This window comes from Tardiphaga sp. 42S5 (assembly GCF_034044155.1).
GTDB lineage: Bacteria > Pseudomonadota > Alphaproteobacteria > Rhizobiales > Xanthobacteraceae > Tardiphaga > Tardiphaga robiniae.
Genome location: NZ_CP139027.1, coordinates 6,049,904 through 6,063,138 on the forward strand (window position 1 = coordinate 6,049,904; position 13,235 = coordinate 6,063,138).

Here is a 13,235-nt window from a genome sequence, read left to right on the forward strand (position 1 = left end):
ACGCGCGCGAAAGTCCGGAACCAATCGAGGTTTTGCCGACCGCGAGCTAGCCGGGCGGTATAATTGCGTTGCTGGGCATTGGCCGGTCGGTGATCTGCTGACCGAACAGACTACCGACCAGCTCGACCATCACCCGTGCCGTTCGCCCGCGCTCGTCCAGAAACGGATTGAGCTCGACGACATCCAGCGAGCACATCAGGCCTGAGTCGTGCAGCAGCTCCATGATCAGATGCGCCTCGCGATAGGTGGCACCGCCGGGCACCATGGTGCCAACGCCGGGCGCTGCCGCAGGATCGAGGAAGTCCACATCGAAGGACACATGCAACACGCCGTTGCGCGCCTTGACCCGCTCGATGACGCGGCGGATCAGGACGCCAACACCGAACTCGTCAATCTGCCGCATGTCTGCGATGGCCACCTTGCGCGTGTGGACTAGCTCTTTCTCGAGCTTATCGATGGAGCGGATGCCGAACAGGTCGAGATTATCGGGCGTGATCGATGCGCGCGGCTCAGCGCCGAGTAGTCCATCCAGACCGGACTCGCCGCACAGAAAGGCCGCGGACATGCCGTGCATGTTGCCGGTGATGGTCGTGTGCGGCGTATTGTAATCGGCATGCGCGTCGAGCCACAGCACGAACAATTCGCGCCCCTGCTCGTGCCAGTGCCGCGCCACGCCATTGACCGATCCCATGGACAGGCTGTGATCACCGCCCACGAAGATCGGCAGCGCGCCCGATTTGGCAAGCGTGTAGGCACGCGCACTCAGCGCCTGGATCCAGCTCTGGATCACACGGTAATGCTTGGCATTCTCCGGCGGCGCATCGGTCGACAGAGGCACAGACGGTGGCATAAGGTCACCGTGGTCTTCCACCTCGAAGCCAAGCTCTTCCAGCAGCGGCCCCAGGCCTGCCGTCCGCATGGCCGCCGGCCCCATCAAGGTCCCGCGCTGCGAGGCCCCGACTTCGACTGGCGCGCCCAGCAATGCGATGCGTTTGTGATGGGAGACGTCGGTCATAAGCAAAACTCCGGGCTAGCGACCCTCGCAGGCCAAGATATATTCCGAAACAGCCTGTTTGCATTGCAACGGAAATGCGGCGGCGCAGTTATCCCGCGCATTTTCATCACCAGACAGTGGGGCAATCGTGACGCACAGAGTAGTCGAAGAAGGTCTCCCCTATCCCTTTGGCGCGCATTGGGACGGAAAGGGCACCAACTTCGCGCTCTTCTCGGCCAATGCCACCAAGGTCGAGGTCTGCCTGTTCGACGGCGACAAGGAAACGCGAATCGAATTGCCGGAATATACCGACGAGGTGTTTCACGGCTACATCCCCGACGTCGGCCCCGGCAATTTTTATGGCTATCGCGTCCATGGCCCGTATGAGCCGGAAAAGGGCCATCGGTTCAATCCGAACAAGCTGCTGCTCGATCCCTATGCCCGCGCCCATGCCGGGCAGCTCGAATGGAATCCGGCCGTATTCGGCTACAAGATGGAGAGCGGCGACGACACCACCTTCGACGAACGCGACTCCGCCCCCTTCATGCCGAAATGCGTGATCGTTGATCGCGACTTCGACTGGGCCGGCGAGGCCGGCCGGCAGCCGGTGCCATGGGACCAGACCATCATTTACGAGACCCACGTCAAGGGCTTCACCAGGCTGCATCCCGACGTGCCCGAGAAGCTGCGCGGCACCTATGCCGGCTTCGGCAGCAAGCCTGTGGTGGATTATCTCTGCGGTCTCGGCATTACCTCGGTCGAGCTGCTGCCAGTCCACACCTTCATCAATGATGACTATCTGCTGAACAAGAAGCTCGTGAACTACTGGGGCTATAATTCCATCGGCTTCTTCGCACCCGATCCGCGCTACGCCTCAGACGTGCCGAACTCGCTGCGCGAGTTCAAGGAGATGGTGTCAGCGCTGCATGCCGGCGGGCTCGAGGTCATCCTCGATGTGGTCTATAACCACACTGCCGAAGGCAACGAGCTAGGCCCGACCCTGTCGTTCAAGGGCATCGACAATGCCAGCTATTACCGGCTGATGCCGGACAAGCCGCGCTATTACATCAACGACACCGGCACCGGTAACACGGTGAATCTGTCCAATGCCCGCGTCATCCAGATGGTGGCGGACAGCCTGCGCTACTGGGTGCGGGAGATGCATATCGACGGATTCCGTTTCGATCTCGGCACCATTCTCGCGCGCGAAGTCTATGGCTTCACCGAACAGAGCGGCTTCCTGAAAGCCGTCGATCAGGATCCGTTGCTGACGACAGTGAAGCTGATCGCCGAACCCTGGGACATCGGCCCCGGTGGTTATCAGGTCGGCGGTTTCCCGCCCGGTTGGGCGGAATGGAACGACAAGTTCCGTGATACCGCGCGCGACTTCTGGCGCGGCAAAGCGCCAGTCGCGGCACTGGCACCGCGGCTCGTCGCATCCGGCGACATGTTCAACCATCAGGGTCGCCGTGCCTGGGCCAGCATCAATTTCGTCACCGCTCACGACGGCTTCACGCTGAACGACTGGGCGAGCTACAATGAGAAACACAACGAGGCCAATGGCGAGAACAACAAGGACGGCAGCTCCAGCAACCGCTCTTGGAATTGCGGCGTCGAAGGGCCGACCGACGACAAGGCCATCATCGCCCTGCGCGAGCGCCAGAAGCGCAATATGCTGGCGACGCTGCTGTTCTCTCAGGGCACACCGATGTTGCTCGGCGGCGACGAATTCGGCCGCACACAGAACGGCAACAACAACGCTTATTGCCAGGACAGCGAGATTTCCTGGTTCAACTGGAGCCTGACGACCGAGGGCAAGGACCTGCTCGCTTTCACCAAGCGGCTCATCAAACTGCTCGGCGGCTGTTCGGTCCTGCGTCGCAGCCGCTTCCTGACCGGCGAGCACGACTCCGACCTCGATGTTCGCGACGTGACATGGATCAACGCCAATGGCGGCCCGATGGAAGACGCACATTGGAAAGACGGCAACATGAAATGCTTCGGCATGCTGCTGGACGGCCGTGCGCAGAAGACCGGCATTCACAAGCCGGCCGAGGATCAGACCATGCTGATGATTCTCAACGGCTTCGAAGGACTGGTCGATTTCACGATGCCCGAGGCGTTTGGCGGACAGGCCTGGGAACTTCTGGTGGATACCAACATTCCCGATACGAAGGGTGGCGAGGATTTCCCGTTCGGCCATATGTATCAGGTGACCGCCCGCTCGCTGCTGCTGTTGTCCCTGAAGAAATAGCTTATGGCGCAGCGGGGCCGGCGCGGCCTCCCTGCCCACATTTTCTGCACATTCCTGTCACTGAACCTCGGAACGATGTTTGGTGACTACACTTGTCTGGCAACGATGAATTCCTGATTTGCCGAGCTAGTGGAGACGTAAAAGTGAAGATTCGCGCGGGCTACGACATCGCTTTCCAGTGTTTGCAGGAAACACCCATGATCCTGATGCTCAGCATTCATCCTTCGCGCGCGAAGGATCTGCAGAGTCCGCACCGCATCCAGTTTTCCCACGACGTACAGGCGCATGACTATCTCGACATGTTCGGCAATACCTGCACGCGCATCGTAGCGCCGCCCGGGCTGATCGAGATCAAGAATAATTTTCTCATCTCCGATAGCGGACTGCCGGATACGGCTCCGCCATCAGGGCCGTTGCAGGCGGTCGGCGAACTGCCTGACGATGTCATGGTCTTCCTGCTCGGCAGCCGCTATTGCGACACGCAGAAGCTGTCAGATCTTGCCTGGTCGCTGTTCGGCCATATCGAAGACGGCGCGGCGCGCGTCCAAGCCATTGTCGATTACGTACATCAGCGCATCGAGTTCGGCTATCACCATGCCCGCAACGATCGTACGGCCTTTGAAGGTCATGAAGAGCGTATCGGCGTGTGCCGCGACTTCGCCCATCTGGCCGTCACGCTGTGCCGCTGCATGAACATTCCAGCGCGCTATTGCACCGGCTATCTCGGCGATATCGGCGTGCCCATCGATCCCGCGCCGATGGACTTCAGCGCCTGGTTCGAAGTCTATCTCGGAAACAAGTGGTACACGTTCGATGCCCGTCACAATCATCCGCGCATCGGGCGCATCGTGATGGCCCGCGGTCGCGACGCAGCTGACGTCGCGATCTCCACCAATTTCGGCCCGACGCCGCTGGTGCGTTTTACCGTGGTTACGGAAGAGGTTTTTAGCGAAGCCACCCCCGCCATCGCGCCGATGTCGATGGTGGCCTGATCGTTGTTTCGAGCCAATCGTTAATTTCAAAGCCATCCGTGTCCGCGGGTGGCTTTGTCGTTTCAGGTCCTGACAGGACTGATCTTCCACGTCAGCGCCATCAAGCCCGCGGTCATGGCGCCTGCGATCACTGAGGCGATTGGCAGCACCAGTGCCAGCGCCGCCGTCGCAGCCCAGCCGATCGACGAGAAGGCTTCGGCGAAGGTCGCGATGCGCGATGACGTCTGACGCCGCCTGAACTGGCTGCGCCGCGCCTGCACCCTGAACCAGAGTTGGATGGCCGTCGCCGAGGCTGCTGCCACGACAGTTGCCAATGCGGTTACCGCAGCCAGCCGCGGCGAGACGAGCGCAAGACCCGCGACCATTGGCGTGAACACCACGGCGATGATCACCAGCACGACTTCGACCTTGGCCGTGATGATCGTGGTTGCCGGAAGCGGCGCGGTCGTCACCAGATCCGCGGCGTCCTCGCCGGAGATCGTCAGCCAGGCCAGGCCGCCGGCGAGCTGACCCGCGGCCATCACAATCACCGGAGCCAGCACGATGAAGGCGCCGGCGCCCTCGCCGAAGCTGCGCCACAGCATCAGGGCCGGCGGCAGCAGATACAGCAATTGCATCAGGGTTTGCGAGACGAGCCACGGATCGCGCCACAACAGGATAAACTCCTTGCGGTGCAAGGCGTTACGTCGAGAGCCCAGTCGAAACCGTCTTGCGACTTTCTTGCGTCGAACTTGCGCCAATGGTGCGGCACTGGCCACGTAGTTGCTGAATCGCGGCGAGAAGATCGCCATGGCGCTTCCCAGCAGGATCAATCCGGCCGCCAGCAGCGGCACCAGTGCTGCGATATCGCCAAGCATCGCGCGCGCGGGCCACCACACGATGCTGTGCGCTTCAGGCGCAAAGGCAGCTGCGGCATCGGAGGTGAGCACAGCGAAACGCGACAGCGTGCCGTAAGAGAGAATCGCCGCGACCTGCAATGCGATGACAAAGCCTGCGCCAGTGACCGCCGAAATAATCTGCGCGACCAGCCGCGTCTTGGCAGGGCCGCAGAGCTGAAACAATCCGACAGTGATGGCAATAGCGCACGCAGACGCCGACAGGCCCATGGCAATGACGACGGCATAGGCGGAAAACCAGCGCGCACCGCCGCCAATCACCAGTACGTTGACAAAAGGCGTCGCCAGCAACATCGCCATCAGGGTCACCGTCAGTGCGATCGCTGCGATGCGGACGGAGAACAGGTTGGTGAGCGGCGCCGGCGACGACATGATGAGATCAAGATCGGCGCGCGCGTAGAATACGCGGGTGACGGACTCAATCGCCTGCGACAAAACGAGCGCCCAGGCGAGGAAGATACTGGCGGTGATGACAATCGCCGTCGATTGATCGAGCGGCGTCTGCACATCTGCGAAACGGCCGACCACCGCATAAGCCGGCAAATGCAGGAAGATCACGAAGACAATCAGCAGAAGCGAAACGCTGCGCGGACGCCAGCGACGGCCCGCCGTGAGCATGCCCAGCATCTCTCGCCACGCCAGCCGGACTTCATGGCCGGCAAACCACATCACGCTGGCGGATGGTGTCATGCGGCAACCGGCGCGCCGTCCACCAGGGCCACGAACATGTCTTCGAGGCTGGTGTCGCCCTGTCCGTTCTGCTGACGCAATTCGGCAAGCGTACCTTCGGCGATCAGCCTGCCTGCGGCGATCACACCGATCCGGTCGGCCATGCGTTCGGCGACTTCGAGAATATGCGTGGTCATGATCACTGTGCAGCCGGAGCGCACGCGATCCTGCAACAGGCCTTTGACATGACGCGCCGACACGGCATCGAGCCCGGTCAAAGGTTCGTCGAGAATGATCAGCCGGGGCTCATGCACCAGCGCGCCGGCCAGCGCTACCTTCTGGCGCATCCCCTTGGAGAAGCCTTCGCATCGCTCATGCAGATGTGGACCAAGACCTAGTGATGCCAACAATTCATGCGACGTGCGCTCTGCCGTTTCAGCATCGCAGCCCCATAGACCGGCAACGAATTCGAGATATTCGAGCGGCGTCAGCTTGTCATAGATCATCGGCTCATCGGACACCCAGGCCATGATCTGTTTCGCTGCAACGGGATCGGCGAGCGCGTCGATACCAAGTATGGACACCGATCCTGAATCGGGGCGCAGCAATCCAGCGACCATGCGCAATGTCGTCGTCTTGCCGGCTCCGTTGGCACCCAGCAGCGCATAGAACTCGCCAGCACGAACCGTGAGATCGAGTCCGTCGACGGCAGGCCGATCGAAACGTTTCGTTAACCCTCGCAATTCGAGGGCAGCGTGTGTTGCGGACATGACAAACGATCTGCGCGTTAAGTTGCGTAGCAACATGGAGGGAAGTTGTTTCAGGGCAGTGAATCCGATGACGTAACTACGTCGCCTCACGCGCCTGGTGGTATCTATGTGCGCATCGGGATTGATGACCCCATCAATCCTCCGGCTCGCGCATGTGCGTTTTGATCTCTTATGCCGGCAATTTAACTAGATCTGGCGGGAACAATACAACCCTGAATAGATTTACGCTGACCTGCAAAGATCGATCTCCGGAGATTCGCGATGACACGGCTAGCTGCCTTGAAGGTCCCTGCTGTAGCCGAGTTCGATGCGCCGTATTTTCTGACCTGTCCCGGCATCGGAAAGGTTACGACCGACTACAAGAAAAACCAGAACATCTTTTGTCAGGGTGAGACGGCAGATTCTGTTTGCTACATCCTGAGCGGACGTATCAAGCTCACGGTCCTGTCCGAACAAGGCAAGGAAGCCGTCGTCGGCCTGCTCGAACCCGGACAGTTCCTGGGTGAGGGTTGCCTGAATGGTCATCCGCTGCGCACCGTCACAACGACGGCGATGGAAGACTGCACCATCGTTACCATCAGCAAGTCGGTGATGCTCGCCCATCTGCGCGACGAGCCAGCTTTCGCAGAATTCTTCGTCGCCTATCTTCTGTCGCGCAACAACCGCATCGAAGAAGACTTGATCGATCAGTTGTTCAATTCAAGCGAGAAGCGCCTCGCGCGCCTGTTGCTGATCCTCGCTCACTATGGCGAGGGAGGCGCCAGCCATCCCATCGATATCGACATCAGTCAGGAAATGCTGGCGGAGATGATCGGCACCACGCGGTCGCGCGTCAGCTTCTTCATGAACAAGTTTCGTAAGCTCGGCTTCGTCAGCTATGACGGACATATTCAGGTCCACAGATCGCTGCTCGATGCGGCGTTTAACGAGAAGCCACATTTGCAACGTGGCATGTAGCGATGCGTGCGTAACCAGACAACCATGCTCCGCACTGGCGCGACGGCATCCGGGGGACCGGCAGATGGCAAGCATCCTGATCGTCGACGATGACAAGGTCGTTCAGATCTTCACCAAATTGATGCTTGAGCGCGAAGGCCATCGCGTCACCTGCGCGAGTGACGGCCCGCGCGCGCGCCACATTCTCCGCAACGCCGATTTCGATCTGCTCATCATCGATATCTTCATGCCCGGGATGAACGGGCTGGAGACGATGAAGTTGGCACATCGGTGCCGTCCGGAGATCCCGATCATCGTCATGTCAGGTCACGCGGCCTCACCGGCAGGCGTGTTCGCGCCCGATTTTCTCGCGATGTCCACCGAGCTCGGCGCCGTCTGCCGCCTCCAGAAGCCCCTCAAATCGGCGGTTCTTCTCTCGCACGTGGACCGATGCCTTGCGCCGGGGAATGGCTCGTCTCGGCTCCACTAGTATCCTCGCACATTCGATCACGACTGATGCTGGCATCGCCCGAAGCCAAATCTGCTGCGGCATAATGGAATCATGATACCAGGATACCTACACATCAGAGGTAATTAAGGGCTCCTTCACTCGGCTTCCCTATTTTCACGTGGAATTTCAGTGCCGCAGCAAAATTGCTTGCCGCGGTCCAAGGGGCATGTCGATGCAAGCACTCAATTCTATTTCAGCACGTATGATTGTCGCCATCACGCTCGTCGCTGCCGGATCGTGCGGCGCGCTCGCAGCCTTCAGCATGTGGCAGCAACAGGCGATCATCGACACGGCCCTTACACGCGAAGCGCATGATGACTACGCCAATCTCACGGCAGCGCTGAATGCCGAAACGCGCACGCTGCTCGCAGTTGCCGAGTCGATCGCGTCGTCACAGCCGATCAAGGACGCCATCAAGGCGAACGATCGTGCCAGTGCGCTCGCGAATCTGAAGGAGGCCCATCAGCGTATCAAGCCGCGCGGCCTCGAACTGATCACCATTCAAACACCGCCGGCCATCAGCTTCGCCCGCATCCACAATCCCGGCACCTTCGGAGACAACGTTTCCGAACGCCGCAAGATGGTGGTGCAGGCGATGACCAGCAAGAAGTCGGTCGGCGGCATCGAGCCCGGCCGTGATGCGCTCAACGTCTTTGGCGTAGCACCGGCGATGGATGGTGATACCATTCTCGGCACGATCGATGTCGGCGCTCCGTTCGGCAAGACTTTCGTCGACACCATGAAGTCGCGTTTCGGTGTCGATGTCGGCATTCACCAGATCGACGGCCAGGCCGGCAAGACGCTGGCGTCCACCCTGAAGTCGGCTGCTCCGGGTGTCGAAATGCTGCGTCGCGCGCTTGCCGGCGAAGTTGTGACCCAATATGGCGAACTCGACAACAAGCCCGTTGCCACGACCTTCGGCGCAATCAAGAGCTTTTCGGGCGACAACATCGCCGTCTTCGAAATCACCCGTGATACCAGCGGATATCACAGCCTGATGCGATCCTCGCTGAATTGGCTGGCCATCATTTCTGCCTGCGTGCTGCTGCTCGCCGGTGCCATCGCAACCTTCATGGGCCGCTCGATGGCGAAGCCGATCCGCGCACTCGAAACTGCGATGCGGACCATTGCGGGCGGTAATCACACGATCGCGGTGCCGGGTGCAGGCCGCAAGGACGAGATCGGCTCGATGGCCGGCGCCGTCGAAATCTTCAAGACCGGGCTGATCGAAACCGAGCAGCTGCGCGCCGCCCAGGAAGAGCAGCGCGAGCGCGCCCAGCTTGATCGCCGCGACACCATGAGTGCTCTCGCCTCGCGCTTCGAGGGCAGCGTTGGTACCGTAGTCACCGCCGTTGGTTCGGCTGCCGGCGAACTCCGCACAACCGCGCAATCGATGGCGGCCACCGCCGAGGAATCGACCCGGCAGACCGCAGCTGTCGCGGCAGCATCCGAGGAGGCCACGCAGAGCGCTCAGGCAGTCGCCGCTGCTATCGAGGAGCTCAATGCCTCGATCAGCGAGATCGCACAGCAGGTCAACGAATCTGCCCGCGTCGCCGGCGATGCAGTATCGCAGGCCAACGTCACCAATAGCGAAGTGCAGAGCCTTGCGGAGGCCGCGCAGAAGATCGGCGACGTCGTCAAGCTGATTAGTGAGATCGCTGCGCAGACCAACCTGCTCGCACTCAATGCCACCATCGAAGCGGCCCGCGCAGGTGAAGCCGGCCGCGGCTTCGCCGTCGTCGCTTCCGAAGTGAAAGCCCTGGCCACCCAGACGTCGAAGGCGACGGATGAAATCTCGGCGCAGGTCGGCGCGATTCAGAGCGCAACGAAGCTCTCGGTGGATTCGATCCAAAGCATTACCTCGACCATCGGCCGCGTCAGCGAGATCGCAAGCGCCATCGCCGCCGCCGTCGAGGAACAGGGCGCAGCCACGCTCGAAATCGCCCGCAACGTCGCCGAAGCCGCCCGCGGCACCGGCGAGGTCTCGCAGAACATTGCCGGCGTCAATGACGCCGCCCGCGAGACCGGCCTCGCCGCGTCGCGCGTGGTGGAGTCGGCCGCGGACCTGTCACGCAACGGCGAAGATCTGCGCACGCAGGTCGATGTGTTCCTCCGCGAAGTGCGGGCGGCGTAATTCTTCCAGCGGCGCGCTTCGGCACGCCGCTCTTCCATTGCGAACAAAGCGGGAATCAGCGAGCGTGATTCGTCACCTCGGATACACGCCTTGCTCGCTCAAGCCTCTTATCTCGACGCCCTCAATCCAGAACAACGCCGTGCCGTCGAGCATGGCGTGTTCCCGCATGGGAACAGCATCACGTCTGCTCCGCTGTTGGTCATCGCCGGTGCCGGTTCCGGCAAGACCAACACGCTCGCCCATCGCGTCGCGCATCTGATCGTCAATGGCGCCGATCCGCGCCGCATCCTGCTGATGACGTTCTCGCGCCGGGCCGCCAGCGAGATGAGCCGCCGTGTCGAGCGCCTCGCGCGCCAAGTGATGGGCGACAATGCCGGCATCATGACCGACGCACTGGCCTGGGCCGGCACGTTCCATGGCATCGGCGCGCGCCTGCTGCGCGACTATGCCGAACAGATCGGACTCGATCCCGCTTTCTCCATTCACGACCGCGAGGATTCCGCCGACCTGATGAATCTGGTCCGGCACGAACTCGGCTTCTCCAAAACCGAGACGCGCTTCCCGACAAAAGGCACATGCCTCGCGATCTATTCCCGCTGCGTGAATTCCGAGACCGAACTCGATCAGGTGCTCGGCGCATCCTATCCATGGTGCGCGGCGTGGTCAGCCGAGCTGCGCGAGCTGTTCGCCGGCTATGTCGAAGCCAAGCAGAAGCAGAACGTGCTCGATTACGACGACCTGCTTCTGTACTGGGCGCAGATGGCGAGCGAACCGCTACTGGCTAGCGATATCGGCGGTCGCTTCGATCACGTGCTCGTGGACGAATATCAGGACACCAACCGGCTGCAATCGGCGATCCTGATGGCTTTGAAGCCCAACGGGGCGGGCCTCACCGTCGTCGGCGACGACGCGCAGTCGATCTATTCGTTTCGCGCCGCCACCGTACGCAACATTCTGGATTTCCCCGGGCAGTTCAGCCCGCCGGCTGACATCATCACGCTCGACCGCAACTATCGCTCGACGCAACCGATCCTGGCGGCGGCCAATGGCGTGATCGATCTCGCGCGTGAACGCTATACGAAGAATCTGTGGACCGATCGCGTCTCCTCCGCCAAGCCGCAACTCGTCACCATCCGGGACGAGACCGATCAGGCCCGCGGCATCGTTGCGCGTGTGCTCGACAATCGCGAAGGCGGCATGAAGCTGAAGGAACAGGCCGTGCTGTTCCGGACGTCGTCGCACAGCGGATCACTCGAAGTGGAGCTGACGCGGCGGAACATTCCATTCGTCAAATTCGGCGGCCTGAAGTTTCTCGACGCCGCGCATGTGAAGGACATGCTGGCGCTGCTGCGTTTCGTGGAGAACCCACGTGACCGCGTCGCCGGTTTCCGGCTGATGCAATTGCTACCCGGTGTGGGACCAGCTTCCGCACAGCGCGCGCTGGATCACATGATCGCGGCCCCCGATCCGATCGACGCCCTCGCTCACGCGCCGGCGCCGCCGCGCGCAGCCGCCGACTGGCGCGGCTTTGTCGAGGTCATCAGCGAGATCAAGTCACGCCGTGCGGGCTGGCCCGCCGAACTGGAACTGGCGCGACGCTGGTATGAGCCGCATCTCGATCGCATTCACGAGGATTCGCTGACGCGCCGCGCCGATCTGATCCAGCTCGAAGCGATCGCGTCAGGCTATCCGTCGCGCGAACGTTTTCTCACCGAACTCACGCTCGATCCGCCGGACGCGACCAGCGATCAGTCCGGCGTGCCGCTGCTCGACGAGGACTATCTGATCCTCTCGACCATCCATTCCGCCAAAGGGCAGGAATGGAAGTCTGTCTATGTGCTGAATGTGGTCGATGGCTGCATGCCGTCGGATTTGGGCACCGGGACATCAGCGGAGATCGAGGAAGAGCGCCGGCTGCTTTATGTGGCGATGACGCGCGCCAAGGACGATCTGCATCTGATGGTGCCGCAGCGTTTCTTCACCCACGGCCAGCACGCACAAGGAGACCGCCACGTCTATGCGTCGCGCACCCGCTTCATCCCGGAAGCGCTGCTCGGCCTGTTCGAACGCACGACCTGGCCGCAGGCCGCCGCCGCCGATTCCGCCCGCGGGGCAGCGCAGGGTGTGCGCATAGATATCAATTCCCGCATGCGTGCGATCTGGCGCTAGAGCTTCTCATCCCACTCCGGCACGCCGCTGAAGCGCGCCACCAGGAAATCGATGAACAGGCGCACCTTCACGGCGAGGTGCCGCGTCGGCGGATAGATCGCATAGAGCGTCAGCGGCGGCGCCTTGTAGGCGGAGAGTACACTGCGCAACGTCCCCGCACGCAACGCGTCGCCGGCAATGAAGGTCGGCAGCAGCGCGACGCCCCTGCCCTTGATCGCGGCATCGCGCAACACTTCTGCATTGTTGACGCAGAGCGTCCAGCTCGGCTGGATCCAGTGATCGTTGCCATCCCTGCCGGTCAGCTTCCACTGATTGCCCGTGAGTAGGAAGCCATAGGTGAGCAGCGCGTGGCTGCGCAGATCCTCCGGCAGCTTCGGTGTGCCATGTTGCTTGAGATAGTCCGGCGACGCGCAAACCGCGCGATCGATGGCGACGATTTTTCGCGCGATGAGACTCGAAGACTCCAGATCGGCGATGCGCAGCGTGACATCGAAACCGCCCTGCATCGGGTCGACTTGATCGTCCGACAGCACGAGTTGAATCTGCAGCTCCGGACATTGCGCCATGAAGTCGGCGATGGCCGGGCCGAGTTGCAGCGTGCCGAACGACATCGGCGCATTGACGCGCAGCAATCCGCGCGGCGTCGATTGCGCCTGCGCCACCGCCTGATCGGCGGCATCGAGATCGGCGAGGATGGTCAGCGCGCGCTCGAAATAGGCCTGGCCGTTCTCGGTCGCGCTGGCATGGCGCGTGGTCCGATTGAGAAGCTGGACGCCGAGGTCCTGTTCGAGCTCGCCGACATATTTCGAGATCGCCGAGCGCGACAGCCGCAGCTGCCGCCCTGCTTCGGAGAAGCTGCCGAGTTCGACGACTTTGACGAAGGCGCGCAGGCTGTTGAGCTTATCCATGG

General features: G+C 61.6%; 10 protein-coding genes. 6 read left to right on the forward strand and 4 right to left on the reverse strand.

Features of this window, described 5'->3' with window-relative positions:
• Positions 1–46: 46 nt before the first annotated feature.
• Positions 47–1,015, reverse strand: a complete 969-nt coding sequence (gene rocF, locus SFY93_RS28225; RefSeq protein WP_320445427.1) for an arginase — start codon at positions 1,013–1,015, stop codon at positions 47–49.
• A gap of 127 nt (positions 1,016–1,142) precedes the next feature.
• Here rocF and glgX point away from each other — a divergent pair, with 127 nt between their 5' ends.
• Together glgX and SFY93_RS28235 are read left to right on the forward strand one after the other, a co-directional pair.
• The gene (gene glgX, locus SFY93_RS28230) at positions 1,143–3,248 is read left to right on the forward strand and encodes a glycogen debranching protein GlgX (protein WP_320445428.1); all 2,106 of its coding nucleotides are present in this window, start codon (positions 1,143–1,145) and stop codon (positions 3,246–3,248) included.
• A gap of 143 nt (positions 3,249–3,391) precedes the next feature.
• A complete protein-coding gene (locus SFY93_RS28235) occupies positions 3,392–4,240 on the forward strand; it encodes a transglutaminase-like domain-containing protein (RefSeq protein ID WP_320445429.1) in 849 nt (282 codons plus the stop codon).
• Positions 4,241–4,302: 62 nt separating this feature from the next.
• Here the strand turns inward: SFY93_RS28235 and SFY93_RS28240 are convergent, their stop codons facing one another.
• Together SFY93_RS28240 and SFY93_RS28245 are read right to left on the reverse strand one after the other, a co-directional pair.
• A complete protein-coding gene (locus SFY93_RS28240; RefSeq protein WP_320445430.1) occupies positions 4,303–5,826 on the reverse strand; it encodes a permease in 1,524 nt (507 codons plus the stop codon).
• Complete coding sequence (locus SFY93_RS28245) at positions 5,823–6,611, reverse strand: ABC transporter ATP-binding protein (protein WP_414716999.1); 789 nt, start codon at positions 6,609–6,611, stop codon at positions 5,823–5,825. Before SFY93_RS28245 ends, SFY93_RS28240 begins: the two co-directional genes overlap by 4 nt.
• A 225-nt stretch (positions 6,612–6,836) precedes the next feature.
• Here SFY93_RS28245 and SFY93_RS28250 point away from each other — a divergent pair, with 225 nt between their 5' ends.
• The 4 genes from SFY93_RS28250 to SFY93_RS28265 all read left to right on the forward strand — a co-directional run bounded on the left by SFY93_RS28250 (position 6,837) and on the right by SFY93_RS28265 (position 12,325).
• On the forward strand, positions 6,837–7,532 hold the full coding sequence (locus tag SFY93_RS28250; protein WP_320445432.1) for a Crp/Fnr family transcriptional regulator: 696 nt from the start codon (positions 6,837–6,839) through the stop codon (positions 7,530–7,532).
• 64 nt (positions 7,533–7,596) lie between these two features.
• A complete protein-coding gene (locus SFY93_RS28255; RefSeq protein ID WP_320445433.1) occupies positions 7,597–8,001 on the forward strand; it encodes a response regulator in 405 nt (134 codons plus the stop codon).
• A 193-nt stretch (positions 8,002–8,194) separates the two neighbouring features.
• Positions 8,195–10,156, forward strand: a complete 1,962-nt coding sequence (locus SFY93_RS28260; RefSeq protein WP_320445434.1) for a methyl-accepting chemotaxis protein — start codon at positions 8,195–8,197, stop codon at positions 10,154–10,156.
• 90 nt (positions 10,157–10,246) lie between these two features.
• Positions 10,247–12,325 carry an ATP-dependent helicase gene (locus tag SFY93_RS28265; protein ID WP_320445435.1) on the forward strand — a complete coding sequence of 693 codons (2,079 nt, stop codon included), beginning with the start codon at positions 10,247–10,249 and terminating at the stop codon, positions 12,323–12,325.
• On the opposite strand, the gene SFY93_RS28270 is transcribed toward SFY93_RS28265, so the two are convergent.
• Positions 12,322–13,233 carry a LysR family transcriptional regulator gene (locus tag SFY93_RS28270; protein WP_184511936.1) on the reverse strand — a complete coding sequence of 304 codons (912 nt, stop codon included), beginning with the start codon at positions 13,231–13,233 and terminating at the stop codon, positions 12,322–12,324. The genes SFY93_RS28265 and SFY93_RS28270 overlap by 4 nt on opposite strands.
• Positions 13,234–13,235: the final 2 nt, after the last annotated feature.